This window comes from Candidatus Burkholderia verschuerenii, from assembly GCF_001189365.1.
Classification (GTDB): Bacteria; Pseudomonadota; Gammaproteobacteria; order Burkholderiales; family Burkholderiaceae; genus Caballeronia; species Caballeronia verschuerenii.
In genome coordinates, this window is record NZ_LFJJ01000119.1 from 1 (window position 1) to 16,927 (window position 16,927).

At 62.5% G+C, this 16,927-nt stretch carries 13 protein-coding genes and 3 pseudogenes; 8 read left to right on the plus strand and 8 right to left on the minus strand.

Translation table 11 applies throughout. The annotated features are described in order from the left end of the window. Positions 1-121 precede the first annotated feature (121 nt). A complete protein-coding gene (locus BVER_RS30355; protein WP_370444267.1) occupies positions 122-265 on the minus strand; it encodes a LysR family transcriptional regulator in 144 nt (47 codons plus the stop codon). A 100-nt stretch (positions 266-365) separates the two neighbouring features. Here BVER_RS30355 and BVER_RS18745 point away from each other — a divergent pair, with 100 nt between their 5' ends. Both BVER_RS18745 and BVER_RS18750 read left to right on the plus strand, forming a co-directional pair. Further along, entirely contained in the window at positions 366-779 is a 414-nt protein-coding gene (locus BVER_RS18745; RefSeq protein ID WP_050454594.1) for a VOC family protein, read from the plus strand. Continuing rightward, positions 776-1,720, plus strand: coding sequence for a 2-hydroxyacid dehydrogenase (locus BVER_RS18750; protein ID WP_050454595.1), 945 nt, complete (start codon positions 776-778; stop codon positions 1,718-1,720). Before BVER_RS18745 ends, BVER_RS18750 begins: the two co-directional genes overlap by 4 nt. Here BVER_RS18750 and flgM read toward each other — a convergent pair whose 3' ends face one another. After that, positions 1,721-2,026, minus strand: a complete 306-nt coding sequence (flgM, locus tag BVER_RS18755) for a flagellar biosynthesis anti-sigma factor FlgM (RefSeq protein ID WP_050454596.1) — start codon at positions 2,024-2,026, stop codon at positions 1,721-1,723. It abuts the gene before it with no gap. A 313-nt stretch (positions 2,027-2,339) separates the two neighbouring features. Between flgM and BVER_RS18760 the strand changes: the two genes are divergently transcribed. The 3 genes from BVER_RS18760 (at position 2,340) to BVER_RS18770 (ending at position 4,091) form a co-directional block, all read left to right on the plus strand. After that, positions 2,340-2,786: an aromatic ring-hydroxylating oxygenase subunit alpha gene (locus BVER_RS18760; RefSeq protein ID WP_050454597.1), complete on the plus strand. Its 447-nt coding sequence runs from the start codon at positions 2,340-2,342 to the stop codon at positions 2,784-2,786. Further along, on the plus strand, positions 2,702-3,433 hold the full coding sequence (locus BVER_RS18765; protein ID WP_083452250.1) for an RHO alpha subunit C-terminal catalytic domain-containing protein: 732 nt from the start codon (positions 2,702-2,704) through the stop codon (positions 3,431-3,433). The genes BVER_RS18760 and BVER_RS18765 overlap by 85 nt, the downstream gene beginning before the upstream one ends. An 88-nt stretch (positions 3,434-3,521) precedes the next feature. Then, positions 3,522-4,091, plus strand: a complete 570-nt coding sequence (locus tag BVER_RS18770) for an LbetaH domain-containing protein (RefSeq protein ID WP_050454599.1) — start codon at positions 3,522-3,524, stop codon at positions 4,089-4,091. Between the two features lie 10 nt (positions 4,092-4,101). Here the strand turns inward: BVER_RS18770 and BVER_RS18775 are convergent, their stop codons facing one another. The 6 genes and pseudogenes from BVER_RS18775 to aldA all read right to left on the minus strand — a co-directional run bounded on the left by BVER_RS18775 (position 4,102) and on the right by aldA (position 11,862). Next, positions 4,102-4,998 (minus strand): LysR substrate-binding domain-containing protein, encoded by an 897-nt coding sequence (locus tag BVER_RS18775; RefSeq protein WP_050454601.1) that lies wholly within the window; start codon positions 4,996-4,998, stop codon positions 4,102-4,104. A gap of 39 nt (positions 4,999-5,037) precedes the next feature. After that, positions 5,038-5,955, minus strand: a complete 918-nt coding sequence (locus tag BVER_RS18780) for a LysR substrate-binding domain-containing protein (protein ID WP_050454602.1) — start codon at positions 5,953-5,955, stop codon at positions 5,038-5,040. Positions 5,956-6,116: 161 nt separating this feature from the next. Next, a pseudogene (locus BVER_RS18785) lies at positions 6,117-7,772 on the minus strand (GMC family oxidoreductase). A 40-nt stretch (positions 7,773-7,812) separates the two neighbouring features. Further along, a pseudogene (locus BVER_RS18790) lies at positions 7,813-9,028 on the minus strand (mandelate racemase/muconate lactonizing enzyme family protein). Continuing rightward, on the minus strand, positions 9,025-10,326 hold the full coding sequence (locus BVER_RS18795; protein ID WP_050454603.1) for an MFS transporter: 1,302 nt from the start codon (positions 10,324-10,326) through the stop codon (positions 9,025-9,027). Before BVER_RS18795 ends, BVER_RS18790 begins: the two are co-directional and overlap by 4 nt. Positions 10,327-10,432: 106 nt before the next feature. Beyond that, positions 10,433-11,862: pseudogene (gene aldA / locus BVER_RS18800) on the minus strand (aldehyde dehydrogenase). Positions 11,863-12,157: 295 nt separating this feature from the next. Between aldA and BVER_RS18805 the strand changes: the two are divergent. From BVER_RS18805 to BVER_RS18815, 3 genes are all read left to right on the plus strand, one after another. Beyond that, positions 12,158-13,300, plus strand: a complete 1,143-nt coding sequence (locus BVER_RS18805) for a porin (RefSeq protein WP_050454605.1) — start codon at positions 12,158-12,160, stop codon at positions 13,298-13,300. 261 nt (positions 13,301-13,561) lie between these two features. Next, positions 13,562-15,838: a multicopper oxidase family protein gene (locus BVER_RS18810; RefSeq protein ID WP_083452251.1), complete on the plus strand. Its 2,277-nt coding sequence runs from the start codon at positions 13,562-13,564 to the stop codon at positions 15,836-15,838. A gap of 240 nt (positions 15,839-16,078) precedes the next feature. Beyond that, the gene (locus BVER_RS18815; protein ID WP_050454607.1) at positions 16,079-16,735 is read left to right on the plus strand and encodes a hypothetical protein; all 657 of its coding nucleotides are present in this window, start codon (positions 16,079-16,081) and stop codon (positions 16,733-16,735) included. The last annotated feature ends 192 nt before the right edge of the window (positions 16,736-16,927 follow it).

Here is a 16,927-nt window from a genome sequence, read left to right on the forward strand (position 1 = left end):
TGAATGACTTCCGTGGCTCCTCGCCACTTACGGCGAACCACTTGAAGTTGCTGGCCGTGCAATGGATGCCATGGATACTCCATTGTGACGAGCTTCAATCGGTATGCTGAATGTTGTTTGGTTACAGCGCGAAACCGAGTTCGCGTTCTAGCGCTTGCACGCGCTGGCCGACGGCGGCGGCGGTCAGATGCTCGACGCGCGCGGCATCCGCGATGGAACCGCTATCGACGACCGCGATAAGACTTTGGAGAAAGCGCGTATCCAAAAGTTTTTCTTTGTGAGTCGAAATGATTCCATGCTATCTCTTTCGAAGTGGCGCTGCTAGGCTCAAGCTTCGAATCGACGCCATCACAGGAAACCGCATCATGCGCACCGCTTTTCATCTGGCCTATCACGTCCGCGACCTCGACGAATCGCGCGCTTTCTACGGCGGCCTGCTCGGCTGCGTCGAAGGACGCAGCACCGATACGTGGGTCGACTTCGATTTCTTCGGCCATCAGATTTCGTTGCATCTGGGCGAGCCGTTTCCGGTGACGAACACTGGCCGCGTCGGCGATCACATGGTGCCGATGCCGCATCTCGGGCTCGTCATGGGCATGACCGACTGGCGCACGCTCGCCGAGCGCCTGAGCGGCAGCACGATCGAATTCGTGATTCCGCCGAGCCTGCGCTTCGAAGGCGAGCCCGGCGAGCAGGCGACGATGTTCTTCCGCGATCCGTGCGGCAATCCGATCGAAGTGAAAGGCTTCGCGGATCTGGACAAGGTGTACGCGAAATGAAGAACGTGCTGCCTTTTATCGCGAATCCGGATTATTCGTTCGCCGCGCAATGGGTCGACGCGCTGCAGCGCGCGATGCCCGGCGAGCGCATCGTGCCGCTCGCCGAACTCGATGCGCAGACGCGCGCGACGTGCAAGGTCGCGATCGTCGCCAATCCGCGTCCGGAAGACTTGCGCGAACTGCCCGCGCTCGAATGGGTGCATAGCGTGTGGGCGGGCGTCGAGCGGATGATGCGCGATCTCGCCGACAGCGATCTCAAGATCGTCCGTCTGGTCGATCCGCAACTCGCCGACACGATGGCCGAAGCCGTGCTGGCGTGGACCTTGTATCTGCATCGCGACATGCCGCGCTACGCCGCGCAGCAGGCGCGCAAGCAATGGCAGGCGCACGACTACGTGCGTCCCGCGAAAAAGACGGTCGGTCTGCTCGGATTGGGCGCGCTCGGCGAAGCGGCGGCGCATCGGCTGTTGCAGGCGGGTTTCGGGGTGTGCGGATGGAGCCGGTCGCGCAAGGCAGTGGACGGCATCGACTGCTACGCGGGCGACGCCGAACTGCCCGCGATGCTGCGCCGGAGCGATATCCTCGTCTGCCTGCTGCCGCTGACGCCGCACACCACCGGTCTGCTGAACGCCGAGACGCTGGCGCATTTGCCCGCGAATGCATCGTTGATCAATTTCGCGCGCGGCCTGATCGTCGACGACGAATCGCTCAAGGCGGCGCTGGATCGCGCGGCGCTCGGCCACGCGGTGCTGGATGTTTTCGCCACCGAACCGCTGCCCGCCGATAGCTGGTACTGGGCGCATCCGCGCGTCACGGTGTTGCCGCACATCTCGGCGCCGACCGACCGCGAAACGGCGTCGGCCATCGTGGCGGACAACATCCGGCGTTATCGCGACAACGGCGCGATTCCGGAATGCGTCGACCGGACGCGCGGTTACTGATTAGCGCGAGGTGGTGGTCAGCATGTCGCGGGCGCTGTTGATCATGCCGTCGGCGATCTTGCCCGAGTCGATCTTGTAGGTGCCGTCGCGCAGGGAAGCCTTGATCGCCGCGACCTTGGCCACGTCGATGTCCGAGCCGTTAACCGCGCTCAGCGCCGACATCGACGACAGGTTCACGGTCGAGCTGGCCGCGCTGGTCTGCTGCACGGAGCCGACCGAGCCGGTGGCGTCGACGCTGCCGGTCGAGCGCGGTGCTTGGGTCTTGAGGATGCTGAGGGCCTGGCTGTTGCTGGAATCGATCTTCATGGTGTCTGTTCTCCGTCTGTTGATTTCTTTAACGGAGCGAGGTTTGAAATCTTCACCGTGCGGACGGGCAGCCAACAGTCGAAAATGGGGCCAGCATGGCGCGAAGCCTTGCTGGGCGGGCTTTCGAGGCGTTTGACACAAAGTGCAACAAAGTATTAGCAAGCGCACATTTGGCTATTTTCGGCTGAAATCGGCGCTTATACCGTCTGGCCGGTCGGCCATCGGAATCCTCTGAGCAGATGTCGAATCGCTCGTGTATTCTTTTGAGTCAGCCGAAATAATCGCGTGAAGCCCCTCAACTTCCGACAGGCCTATGCAGTCCGCATTGACCGTTGCCCATTACATCGACCCGGCAATCTTCGAACGCGAACAACGCACCGTCTTCCGGCGGCTCTGGCTGTTTGCCGGAATGCGCAGCGCACTGGCCGACCCCAATGCGTTCATCACGCGCAGCATCGGCGGGCTGCCGGTACTGCTGCAAAACTGCGATGGACAGATCCGCGCGTTCGCCAATCAATGTCCGCATCGGCTGATGCCGATTCAGAGCGAGCCTTTCGGGCAGGCGCGGATGGTCTGTCCGTATCACGGCTGGACCTTCGATCATGATGGCGCAGTGAAGGCGATTCCTTCCGAAGCGCGCCTCTACCAGTACGACGACGCCGAGCGGCAGTCGCTCTGCCTGCCGCGCTATGCGGTGGAGGAAGTCGGCGATCTGGTGTTCGTGAATCTGGCGAGCGAACCGATGCCGATCGAACAGTAGTTCTCCGCCGAGTTGCTGGAGCAGTTGCGCGACATGTCGGCACGCGAGCCGTCCATGTCGATCTCGAGGCGCGCTACAACTGGAAGCTGAACTACGAGAACGTGCTGGACTTCAATCACGTTCCGTATATTCACCCGAAGACGTTTCTGCCGCTGATGAGCAAGCGCACCGAAACGGGCGATCCATCGCCGGAACACGCGGTCGTGCCCGACACGCTCGTCGCGCAGAGCTTCGCCTCGCGGATGCCGCTGAAGATCCAGCGCTTTCCGTGGCACGACATGGTTCAGCGTTACGGCGAAGGCGACGAATACCACAACCTCTTTCTGTTCCCCAACGTCAACTTCATCTCGGTGGGTGGGCTCGTATTCCTCGTGCAGCAGTTCGATCCGCTCGCGCCGAATCGCACGCAGGTGCGCTTTACGCTGATGACCGCGAAGGAAAATCGGCGCATCGCGGCGCTACCCGCGATTTTGCGCGGCCATCTGCGCAGCGAGGTCGACGTGCTGTACGAAGATCTCGGCCATCTCGAAGCGCTGCAGGCCAATCTGCACGACGGCTCGCCACGCGTGCGGCACGGCCAGTACGAACAGCGTCTGATGTCCTTCGCTCGCGTCTACAAACAACTGCTCGACGGAGACACCGCATGACCGCGCGCACGGAGTTGTACTTGCTGGGATTCGGTGCCGCATTCGAAGAGATCGCGGCGGATCAGGCCGCTTATGCGCCCGATGCAACATGGCATCTGTGCGACGCGCGGACAGCGTTGCCAGCATCGCGCATACCGCGAACGCGATGCTGGAAGACATCCCCGACACGGCCATGGTTTTCGTCGCCGTGGATAGCAACGCGATCAATCACGCGCGGGTCGAGCTTTACGGGCCGGCGAAATTGCGCGGCGGCCGGATGGCTACGCTGGTGCATCCGAAGTCCTATGTCGCGCCGGATGCCCAGTTGGGCGACAACGTCTGGATCGCGCCCGGCACGAACATCGGCAGGCGCGGCAAGATCGGCAGCGACGTGCTGATCAATGCCGGCGCGCGCATCGACACGCAGGTGCAGATCGGCATGCATGGCTGGATCGGTGCGGGCGCGAGTATCGGCGCGGCGACGGAACTCGCCGCGCACTGCGTCCTGGGCGCCGATGTCCGTCTCGGCGCGGGGCTCACGATCGGCAAGTACTGCGTCATGACTCAGCCGGGCGTCTGGACGACGTCGCTGCCTTCGGGCACGTTCATCGAGCCTGGCTATACGACGCCCGCTCGGATGATCGGCGCCGGTTATACGTGGCAGGCGCGTCGCGCCTGAAAACGACACATCAAACCAGCGGCACGCTGAGTCCCGCGCTCTTCGCGCCTTCCGCGCGCAGCCATTGCGCGAACGCCTTCACGCCGTCGTCGTCGGCGTGCACGGCGGCAACATCGATCCAGTAGCCATACGGCCCGGTCGATTCCACGGCCGACAACATCGCCAGCGTGCCATCGCGCAATTCGTCGGCGATCATGCTGCGATCCACCACAGCGATGCCCGTGCCCGCGAGCGCCGCGTGAATCGCCTGATCGAGCGTGGAAAATTCGATGCCGCGTGGCTCGTACTCGCGCGGCAAACCCGCCGCATCGAGCCAGTCGGGCCACAGCGTGAGACGCGCATCGTTGTGCAGCACGTGCAGCGCGGGCAGGCGTGCCAGCAGCGCATCGAGCGGTTCGTCGGCGTACCGCGCCGCGCCGACCAGCACGTGACGCTCGATAAACAGAAAGTCCGAGCGCCGATCCGCCAGCGCTTCATAGCCAAAGCGGATGCTGAAATGCCGCTCGTCGGCGTCGTCCGTGCGCACGGACAGATCGACATCGGGCACCGCGCGCATGAACGAACCCAGACGCGGCGACAGCCAGCGCGTGGCGAACGTCGGCGGCGCGCATACGGTCAGACGCTTGCGCTCGCTCTTTCGGGACGACGACAGCGATCGCGTGACGCGCTCGATGGCATCGAAGGCATCGGCGATGCATTCGAGCAGGTCGCGGCCCTGCGCGGTCAGGCGAATGCCTTTGTGATCGCGATCGAACAGCCGCGTGCCGAGCGAGTCTTCCAGCAGGCGAATCTGCCGGCTGATCGCGCCCGGCGTCACGCACAGCGCGCTCACCGATTTATTGAAGCTCATATGCCGCGCGCTCTCCTCGAAGAAGCGCAACGCGGTCAGTGACGGCAGACGTCGCACGACAGGTCTCTCGATTTATCTTTTTGCCGGGCCGCAACGTCATTCGCGCGAGCGCGACGGCCATTCGCTGCGTCGCTGTTCGTCGATCTGCGTTTTGAGCCATTCACGAAACAGCGCGACGGGCGGCGAATCTTCCTGCCCGGTGCGCGTCACGATCCAGTACGACTGATGCCCTTCCACTTCGATATCGCTCAGCGGCACGAGCGAGCCTTGCCGCAATTCGCGCGTGATCATGTATCGATCGGCGATGGTCACGCCAAGGCCGTCCACCGCCGCGCTGATCGCGTGGTCGAGCAGATCGAACTCGTATCCCGCCGACAGATCGACATCCTCGATTTCCGCCGCCTTGAGCCAGTGATGCCACGTCTGATAACGATGATCGCTGCTCGCCAGCACATGCAGCAGCGTGCAGGCGGAGAGATCGGTGAGCGGCTCGGCGAGACCGCCGCGCACGGCCGGCGAACACACCGCGATATGCCGCTCGTGCATCAAAAGCTGATTGTCGAGGCCTTCCCATTCGCCGTTGCCCCAGCGGATCGCGCAATCGAGGGAGCCGGATTCGACCAGATCGTCCTTCAGGCTCGTGGTGAGGGAAATTTCCAGTTCGAGCGCGGCCGCGCGCAGTAACGGCAGGCGCGGCATCAGCCAGCGGCTGGTGAAGGTGGGCGGCGCGTTGATGCGCAGACGCTGCAGATGCGTCTTTTCCTGAATGCTGCGCACCGTGAGTTCGATGCGGTCGAACGACATCCGCAGCGCCTGCAACAGCAAACGCCCGGTAGGCGACAGTTCGAGATGATGATGCCGCCGCAACAGCAGCGCTTCGCCGAGTTGCGTTTCGAACTGGCGCACCTGACGACTCACCGCGCTCTGCGTGACGTGCAGCATTTCCGCCGCGCGCGTGAAGCTGCCGGTGTGGCCGGCCACCTCGAAAGCCCTCAACGCGTTCAGGGCGGGCATCTTTCGCTTCAACTCGATCTCCTTCCGCAGCGTTCGACGTGCGCATTTAACACGCATCCACGCCGGGGCACGCCGCTTTGCGGCAGCATTTTACGAATTTAGGCAAATTATGCCGCTTCGGCGCGCAAGGAGCGGCGTGATGTCCTTGCGCGCCGTGCGGATCAGACGGCAGCCAGTTCCGCCGGCTTCGACGCCTGCGCGCCGTTACCGTGCGCGTCTTCGAGAATCAGGTCGGCGCCCTTTTCGGCGACCATCATCGTCGGCGAGTTGATGTTGCCGGACGTGATGTTCGGGAAGATCGAGGCATCGACGATCCGCAAGCCGTCGATGCCATGCACGCGCAGACGCTCGTCGACGACGGACGTGGCCGCATCCGGACCCATCGCGCACGAACCGCACAGGTGATAGATCGAGCCCGACTGCTCGCGGAAGTAATCGAGCAGCGCTTCGTCGCTCGTCACGTCCGGTCCCGGCGAGATTTCCTCGGCGGTGATATTGCGCAGCGCGGCGCTGTTCATGACCTTGCGAACCAGTTTGCTGTCCTGCACCGCTTCGCGCAGATCCTTCTCCGTTGTCAGCGCGTTGATATGAATCTTCGCGGCGTCTTCCGCGCGGCCGGAGGCGATTTCGATCGAACCGCGGCTCGTCGGACGGCACGGGTTGAAGCACAGCAGGAAGCCCGAATACGGTTCCGGCTAGAGTTGCGCCTTGCTGCTCTTCGGAATGCGATACGACAGCGGATTGAAGTACAACTGCAGGTTCGGTTCCGCTTCGGCGGTATCGCCCTTGAAGAAACCGCCCGACTGATTCACGCTCATCGAAAGCGGGCCCTTGCGCGCCGTCAGATACTGCAACGCCGCCTTCACCTTGCCGAACAGCGGACGCAGTTCGTCGTTCAGCGTCTTCACCGTCGCGCGATAGTAGAAGCTCACGCACAGGTGATCCTGCAAGTTCTTGCCGACCGCCGGCAGTTCGTGCACGACCGGAATGCCGTGCTTCGCCAGCAAGGCGTGCTCGCCGAGACCGGACAGTTGCATCAGCTTCGGCGAATCCACCGCACCCGCCGACATAATCACTTCGCGCTTGGCGCGGAATTGCAGCGCTTCGCCCTTGCGCGATGCCTGCACGCCCATCGCGCGCTTGCCGTCGAACAGCACGCGACGCACCGTCACATTGCGCTCGATCCGCAGATTCTTGCGCGACAACGCCGGATGCAGATACTCGAAGCTGCTCGACGAACGCTCGCCGTTGCGCGCGTTCAGATCGTAGATGCCCGCGCCTTCGTAGTGCTCTCCGTTGAAGTCGCCGGTGAGCGGAAAGCCCGTCTGCCGCGCGCCTTCGACGAAGGTCCTGCAGATGGCGTGCGCGCCTTCCTTCATCGACGAAATGCGGATTTTGCCTTTCGAGCCGTGATACTTCGTGTCGCCCGCCGGATGCGATTCGAGCCGCTTGAAATACGGCAGCACGTCGCGGAAGCCCCAGCCGCGATTGCCCGCGCGCTCCCAGTCGTCGAAGTCGTGCGGCTGGCCGCGCATATAGATCATCGCGTTGATCGAGCCGGAACCGCCCTGCACCTTGCCGCGCGGGCAATAGAGCTGGCGGTTGTTCAGCTGCGCTTCGGGCTCGCTGTAATACATGTAGTTGTATTCAGGGTTGTAGTAGGTCTTGGTGAAACCCACCGGCACCTTGAACCAGAACGACGAGTCCGCGCCGCCTGCTTCGAGCAGGAGCACCGAATGCTGCCCCGACTCCGACAGACGATCCGCGAGAATGCAGCCCGCCGATCCCGCGCCCACGATGATGTAATCGAATTCCATGCTTGTTGCCTTCCGCCGCTTCGACGCGGCTCAACCGTAACTAGCCCTTGGCGGGCGTGAGGTCCTTCACGTCGAAGGGCTTCGATGCCTTGCAGATGCAGGCGCTGGCCGGTGTACGGCGTATGCGCGCGCACCACGTCCATGTTCAGCTCGACGCCCAGACCCGGCTCGTTCGACGGAATGATGTAGCCGTCTTTCCACTGGATCTTGGTCTTGAGCACCTCGGCGTGGAAACCGTCCCACGTGCCGATGCTTTCCTGAATCAGGAAGTTGGGCGAACACGCCGCGACCTGAATGCTCGCCGCGGCGCCGACCGGGCAGTTATAGAGATGCGGCGCGATCTGCGCGTAATGCACCTCGGCCATGCTGGCGATCTTCTTCGCTTCGAGAATGCCGCCGACGCGACCTACATTGAATTGCAGGATCGACGCGGCGCGCGTTTCCAGGAGACGCGAGAATTCGTACTTCGTCGTCAGACGCTCGCCCGCCGAAATAGGGATGCTGGTCTTGGCGGCGACTTGCGCCATCGCTTCTTCCTGACCCGGAGGAACGGGCTCTTCGAACCACAGCGGATCGTATTTTTCGAGGCGCTTGGCGAGACGAATGGCCGACGACGGCACCATTTGCCCGTGCGTGCCGAACAGAATGTCGGCCTTGCTGCCGACGGCTTCGCGCACCTTGCGGCAGAGCAGTTCGCAACGGTCCAGCACTTCCAGCGACACCTGATGGCCCGAATACGCCGTGTACGGACCGGCCGGATCGAACTTCACCGCGGTGAAGCCGAACTCCACGTTCTGCACGGCGCATTCGGCGGCGAGATCGGCGTCCTCGTAGTCGTATTCGCCGCGCGCGTTCTTCGGATACAGATACGTGTACGAACGCAGACGCTCGTGCACGCGGCCGCCCAGCAGTTCATAGACGGGCTTGTTCGCCGCCTTGCCGATGATGTCCCAGCACGCCATTTCCAGGCCGCTGGCGACGCCCATCATCGTGAGATCAGGGCGCTGCGTGAAGCCGCTCGAATACGTTTCGCGGAAGAAGCGTTCGACATGATGCGGATCGTGGCCGAGCAGATAGCGTTCGAACACGTCTTCGATGATCGACGTCATCGCTTTCGGATGGAACGTCGCGGAATAGATCTCGCCGACGCCTTCGATGCCGCAATCCGTGCGCAGCTTGACGAAGATCCAGTATATGCCGCCGACGTGCGGCGGCGGAACAGCGACGACGTATGTTTCGAGCGAAGCGATTTTCATGCTTGAGCCTGTTTCTTGAGTCGATGTGTGAAGACGATCGCCGCCACGCCGCCGAGCGCGGACATGAAGGCGATATAACCGAAGTACAGCTGATAGCCGTGCACGCCCGGATAGTGCTGCGTCAGATAACCGTTGATGAGCGGCAACACCGCATCCGGCGAATAGCCGAGCACGGACACGAGACCGATCGCGAGACCCATGATTTCGGCGGGCACCTTGCACTGATCGAGCAGCGACCAGTAGAGACCGCGAATCGCGTAGGTCATGATGCCGATGAACAGCACGACGGCCGCGATGATCCAGTTATTGGCGATAGCCGGCGCGACCATCAGCACGAGCAGCGCTGCGGCCGCTGCGAACAGCGCGAAAATCAGGACGGAGGTTTTCGAAAAGCGATCGCCGAGAAGGCCGCCACCAATGCCGCCGACCGGGTGCATCCACAACTTCAGCGTGGTGATGAAACCCGCCGCGACGACGGAAAGACCAATTTCCTTCTCGTGCAAATAGGCGGAAAAGCTGTACGTCGCCCAGAACACCTGATAGCCGCAGAACACGATGCCCGCGAGCAGCAGCAATTGCGGATTCTTCAGCAGCGTGCCGAGATCGCGGATCACGTTGCGCTTTTCGCGCTTCGTTTCAGCGGCTTGCGCGCCTTGCGGATCGCGCACCAGACCGAGCACGACGCCCAGGAAAATGCACAGGAACGCGTACATATAGACGACGAGGCGGAAACCGTGAACGTTGTCGTCGCCGTGACGGTTCGTGGCCCACGCGAACAGCGAAATCGCGATGGTCGCGAGCAGCGCCTCGATAAGGCCGCGTCCGCCGTCGAGCAAGCCGAAGAAGCGGCCTTGCTCGTCGCTGCCGGCGATCATCTGCACGCGCTTGATGATCGCGGCCCAGAACGTCAGACCGGTCGTCAAACCCCACGAACCGAAGATCACGATCAGCGCGGTAAAAGACGGCGCCGTCGAATACCAGAGCCCGAGCGCGCCCGTCGCGATCAGCGAAAAGCTGATCAGCACGCGCGGCTTCACACGGTCGGCGAGCCAGCCGCTCGGCAGATAGCAGATCAGAAACAGCGTGCCGAGCGCGGAATACAGATAGCCGAGTTGCTCTTCGGTGATGTGGAACACTTCCAGCATCGTCGGCTGATACACCTGCCGCAGATAAAGAATCGGATAGATCGCGCCGGCGGCGATCACCAGCAGCGCAAGCTGCATATAGCGAGCGGAGCGCGCGTTGTCACGCGACTCGACCGCCACGCCGGAAGTGGATTGAACGGGTTTGGACGACACGGAGGTGCTCCTGAAAGACATCGGCGCGATGCTTGCGCCTTCTTCTTGTTATTGGCTTGGATAAAAAAAGGCCACGCCGTCGATGGACGGCGCGGCGGGGTGAACATCAATACTTCATCACGACCAGACGCGTCTGCGTGAATTCGAGCATGCCGTGCTTGCCGTCGCCGCCGCCGATGCCGGAGCGTTTCCAGCCCGCGTGGAAGCCCTGATACGGATCGGCCGGCGTGCGGTTGATGTACAACTCGCCCGCTTCGATCGAATTGGCGACCTTCATCGCGGTGCGATAGTTCTCGGTGTACAGCACCGACGACAAACCGAACTGGTGATCGTTGGCAAGCGCGATGGCTTCGTCGATCGTGCCGTACTTGAGCACGGCGAGCACCGGGCCGAAGGTTTCTTCCTGCACGACTTCCATGTCCTGACGGCAGTTCGACAGCAGCGTCGGCGGATAGAAAAAGCCCTCGCGGCTCGGCACTTCGCCGCCGGTTTCGAGCGTCGCGCCCGCCTCGACCGCGCGGCGCACCATCGCGTGGATGCCGTCGCGCGACGACTTGTTCACGAGCGGTCCCATGAACGCCGCGTCTTCCTCGCGATCGCCGATCTTCTTCGCGAGCATCTGCTCCTTCAGCAGCGCGACGAACTCGTCGTGGATGCTTTCGTGCACGTAGACGCGTTCGATCGCCGTGCAAAGCTGGCCCGTATGCGTGAGCTTCGCTTCGATGCGACCAATTCGCGCGCCGCCTTCTGCAGATCCCCATCCGGCTCGACGATGGCGGGCGTCTTGCCGCCCAGTTCCAGCGACGGCTTGGCGATATTCGCCTTGCAGTATTCGAGCACCTTGCGGCCCGCGTTGACGCTGCCCGTCAGCGTGATCATGCCGACCGCCGGATGCGTGCAGACGGCTTCGGCCGTCTCGTGATCCATCGCGAGAATGTTGACGACGCCGGCCGGCAGCGCGGCGCGTTCGACGGCGCGCGCCATGGCGAACGCGGACAGCGGCGAGTTGTTGCTCGGACGCACGACGACCGTGTTGCCCGCGATCAGCGCCGGCGCAATCTTGCGCATCAGCGTGTAGATCGGGAAATTGAAAGGAATCAGGCACGCGACGACGCCGATCGGCTCGCGATGCAGCACGAGGTTTTCGCCGGGCGTATCGCTCGGAATCACTTCGCCTTCGATACGGCGCGCCCATTCGGCGTGATATTCGGTGATTTGCGCGGCGTAGAAGGCTTCGCCGCTGGCATCGGCGAGCGCCTTGCCGGATTCCTTCGCCAGCGCCGCGCCGATCTCGCCCTTCGCCTCGACGATGGCGGCGGCCAGCCGGCGCATATGCTCCGCGCGCTCGACGGCGGTCAGCGCGCGCCACGCACGCTGCGCGGCCTGCGCCTGCTCGACGGCCGCGATGGCCTGCTCGCGCGACGCGTTGTGGACCTGGCCGATCACCTCTTCGGTGGCGGGATTCAGGATGGCGGTGACCGAGTCGTTCGCGGGCTCGATGAAACGGCCGTTCGCGAAATTACGTTCTTGCTTCATGCTGTGCGGGCTCCTTTATCGCTTGCCGGCCGGCCCCGCGGGCGTCTGCGTACGACTGTTCGTGCGGGTGCGGCAACCGGTCCACTTGCGTTCAGGCAGATTCTTCCAAGCGTCGCGCTGCAACGACAAGCGAAGAATTCTCCGGGCAAACATTCATAAAACTCACGATCCGGGCGTCAGCGGAGACGATTGCGCTCGCCCGTCCGATCACGCACAATCCGCCGCTCGACGATCGTCCGCGCATCGCGAAGATGTTTTGACATCCTCAGAATCGACTACAACTATTTGAGATTTCATGAGAATCAAGGCCATTTTGTGCGCGGCGCTGGTCTGCGCTCCGTTGTCCGTCTTTGCCCAGAGCAGCGTCACGCTGTACGGCGTGCTCGATGAAGGCTTCGACTACACGAGCAATGTCGGTGGCAACAAAAATTACAAACTGTCGAGCGGCTATGCATCGGGCAGCCGCTGGGGCATGCGCGGCGTCGAGGATCTCGGCGGTGGCACGAAAGCGGTGTTTCAGCTCGAAAGCGGCGTGAACGTCAGCAACGGCGCGGCGGGTCAAGGTGCCCGCATGTTCGGACGTCAGGCGTATGTGGGCATGCAGAACGCCAACTTCGGCACGGTGACGCTCGGCCGTCAGTACGATTCCGTGGTCGACTATCTCGCGTCGACGACCGCCAACGGCAACTTCGCGGGCTATCTGTTCGCCCATCCGTTCGACAACGACAACACCGACAACTCGTTCCGCGTGAACAACACGGTGAAGTACGCGAGCCCGTCGTTCGGCGGCTTCAAGTTCGGCGGCACGTACAGCTTCAGTAACGGCGCGAGCTTCGCGGACAATCGCGTGTACAGCGTGGGCGCGTCGTATTCGAACGGCGGCCTGCTGGCGGGCGCGGCGTACATGCGTGCGGATAACCCCGGCATGAACGCGACGGGCGCGATCGCGGCCAACGATGCGAGCTTTATCGCGGAGCGCATGCAGGTCTTCGGCGCGGGCGTGAACTACACGTTCGGTCCGGCGACGGCGGGCTTCGCATATACGAATTCGAGTTATGCGAATCCGAAGGGCAACGGCTATATCGGCGTGCCGCTCGATAACGGCACGGCGCTTAAGAACGTCAAGTACCAGAACTTCGAAGTCAGCGGCAAGTATCAGTTCACGCCGGCGTTCTTCGTGGGCGGCCAATACGTCTACTCGATCGAAACCTACGATGCCGATTCCGGCACGGTCAAGCCGCGCATCCACTCGGCCGGTCTGATGGCGGATTACTTCCTGTCGAAGCGCACGGACGTCTACTTGCAGACCGTGTATCAGAAGATCGCGGGCAAGTCGACCGATTCGGTGATGGATCAGGCGTATATCCCGGGCGCGCAAGGTGTGTCGTCGAATTCGAATCAGTTTGTGGCGCGGGTGGCGTTGCGTCACGCGTTCTAAATACAGTTCAAATGTATGAAAAGCGAACCGCCGTGTTGGCCTATCGCCGCACGCCGGTTCGCTTTCTTTCATCGTTTCGATCGACCCTCTCGGCATTGCTTCGCGATCCGCAATGTCGAGTCATCCGAAGCACATTTCGCCGCCCTTCCCGCTACATTGTTCGATAGCGCACACAAGAAAAACGATTAGGCATACGAGGCTTTTTCACATCGCCTAATGTCCTCTTGCAGCTACAAGAAAACGTTTGCGACGAGGGACACGATGAGAGACGGCCTTGCAGGTCCGGACAGGCTGTGGCCTGCCGTGCTGTTCGCGTTACTGCTCCTTCCCGCGCCCGGCTTCGCGCAAGCGAATCTCAACGCGCGCTCCTTCACGGATCTGGACGATACGTCCGACGCCTCCAGCGACAACTCCTCCGTCTCGACATCGGGCGGACTGACGTCGATCCTGCAACGGCTCTCCTGCGCCTACGGGCTGAATCCCGGCGGCAATTCCGCGTCGATCTCGCTCAGCGCGCAGATGGCGAGCTACAGAATCTTCAATCCGTCGACCAATGCGTTCGATCAGGTTTCGATGCGCTCCTACAACGGCTGCCCGTCGGGACCGACCATCAGCATCAAGCCGGGCGCGACGCTCAGGCTCAAGCTGTTCAACAATCTGCCGGTCGAGACGGCGACCACCTGTCCGCCCGACGCCGCGCACAACACGCCGCACTGCTTCAACACGACGAATATCCACACGCACGGGCTACACGTTTCGCCGTCGGATTCAGCGGACAACATCTTCGTCGAAGTGCCGCCGAGCCCGAAGCGAAACGCGAGCTTCCATCAGTATGTCTATGAACTTCCGGCGGATCATCCGTCAGGGACGTTCTGGTATCACGCGCATCTGCACGGCTCGACGGCCATCGACGTCGCGAGCGGCATGGCGGGCGTACTGATCGTGCGCGGTTCGCGGCCGGCGCGTTCCGGTGCGAAACCCGGCAGCGCGGATATCGACACGATCCTGCATCGCCGGCTGCTGGCGCTGCCCTTGCGCGAACACGTCATGCTGTTCCAGCAGATCGAATACGGCTGCTTCGACAGCGCGACATCGACCGCGCCGCTCGTCGATACGACGACCTACGAATGGACCTGCCCGTCCGGCAGCACCGGCAAGATTCGCGGCTACGACAATCAGCTCAGCTTCTTGCCGGACAAGCGGCCCGGCCAGCCGGCGAACGCGCTCAATTCGACGTGGATCATTTCGGGCCGCTATACGCAAATCAACGGCGTCGTGCAGCCGCTGTTTCCGAGCGCGGCTGGCTTCGTGCCGGCGGGCGATATCCGCCGCCTGCGGATGGTGCACGGTGGCAACCGCGACACCATCAACGTGAAGATCGTGCGGGCGAATCTTTCGGCGCTCGGCCTTGCCGATTCGACCTCGCTCAGCGCCGCGCAAGTGAACACCGCCGCGACCGCCGCGACCAACGCGCTCGCCGGCGACCGTACCAAGTCATCGCAAGTGACGACGCTCGACCGGATTTGCAGCGGCGAAACGGTCACGCAACTGGAATTCGCCGAAGACGGCATCACGCTGCAATCGATGATCGAGAAAAACGTCAACACGATGAACCCCGGCTACCGCAGCGATGTGCTGGTGGCGTTTCCGTCGCCGGGACTGTATTGCATACTCGACGAAGCGGCGGCCGCCTCCGCGACCATCAACTTCCTCCCGAACGCGATGAAGGTGAAGGATCGGCGGTTGTTGTCGTTCGCGCGCGTCGGTCCGGGCGTGAATCTTCCGAACACGACGGTCGGCAACCACACGCGTTACTGGCAATACATCCGCGATCAGCTGGTGGCGGCGAATCCGGCGCTGCCGTTCCAGGCGAAGACCGATCTGACGTCGCTCAAGCTGACCGCGTTCGCGCCGACCATTCCCGTCGATCGCGCGGCCGACGAAACCGTCAAGACCGGCTTCGAGATCGATCCTACGGTGACGCCGCCGACCTTCACCGTCAACGGTTCCGCCTACAATCCGAGCAATGCGCCGATCCCCGGGACGCTCGGCGATGTCGCGGAGTGGAGCATCAAGGCGAACCCGATCGCCACGCATGTGTTCCATATCCACACCAATCCGTTCCAGATCGTCGATATCTTCAACGGCGCGCAGGCGTCGGTGTTCGCCGATTCGGGCGACGGATGTTCGCAGGCGGAACTCGGCACCGGCGACACCGAGTACTGTCATCTGAAGGGCGTGGTCCGCGATACGGTGTTCATCAAGCCCAATTACACGGTGATCATGAAGACGGCGTATCAGGATTACACCGGCAAGTTCGTGATGCACTGTCATATCCTCGATCACGAGGATCGCGGCATGATGGCCGCGGTGCAGATCAAGACGAGCGCGGGCGCGGCGCTGGATCGACTGAGCGCGCCGTTTACCGCCGTATCGAAAGACGCCGGCCGATGGCTCGCCCGCCTGCGCGGCAAGAGCGAAGCGCAGATCGCGCTCGAGGCGTCGCTGTGTTCCGCCCGCGACTTCGGATCGCGCTAACGCACGTTTCTCCGCCCGCCCATCAACGCCCGCGCATTCGTCGCGGGCGTTCGTCTTTGTAGCGACCGGCAAGATTGACCGGCCGCGTCGAACTCATTCAAACGTTAGCAAACGTTTCGCTAAAGGTTTTATTAAGCGCTTCCGTTAACAGAGTTGAAACCAGACACCCACGCGTGCTTGCGACCCCGAACCGAGCTTCGGCAAGAGCGCGCCTGCATCCCTCCTGAGGACACTCTCGCAATGAAGAAGTTGTTGATCGCTGTCGCGGCAAGCATCGCCGCGCTTTCCGCTCCCCTCGTGCACGCTCGCGAAGTCTACGGACAGATCGGCACCGAAGGCGTCGGCATCGGCTACTCGGAACCGCTCGGCACGCATGACAATATCCGCGCCGAATTCAACGGATTCAGCTTTTCGCATAGTTTCGACGCCGGTCAACTGCATTACGACGGCACCGCGCACATCTACCACGGCGGCCTGTATCTCGACTTCTTCCCGGCGCCGAACACGATCGGCTTTCGCCTGACGGCGGGCGCCCTGATCGGCGGCGATCACGTCGATGCGACCGCGACCAGCCTGACCAGCACGTACACGTACAACGGCACGACCTACTCCACGCTCGGCGAGAACATCCACGCGAAGGCGCGCTTCCCGACGGTGCGTCCGTATATCGGCATCGGCTTCGGCCACACGCCGGTGGCGGCGAAGGGCTTCTCGGCCTTCTTCGACGCGGGCGTCGCGTTCGGCCGTCCGACCATCGACCAGTTCGACGTGCCGGCAAATATCGTCGCGGCAGTCAGTCAGACCGCCGTCGACCAGCAGAAACAGGATTTGCAGGGCAAGGCGGACAAGCTGCGCTTCTACCCGATCGTCAAGGTCGGTGTGACGTACAGCTTCTAAGCTCGGCTTTCCGGCCCGCAACACTTCGGTTGCGGGCTTTTTTGCGTTTACGACCCCGCGCGTTCGAATTGCGGTAGGGATGTCCATTACTGAACACCCCCCGCACAGATCCCGGCGTGCCCAATTTAGGCACCGGGCTCCTACCTTGAGTGCTTGACGACAAAGCGCCGATCAGGCCATGGATGAAGAATG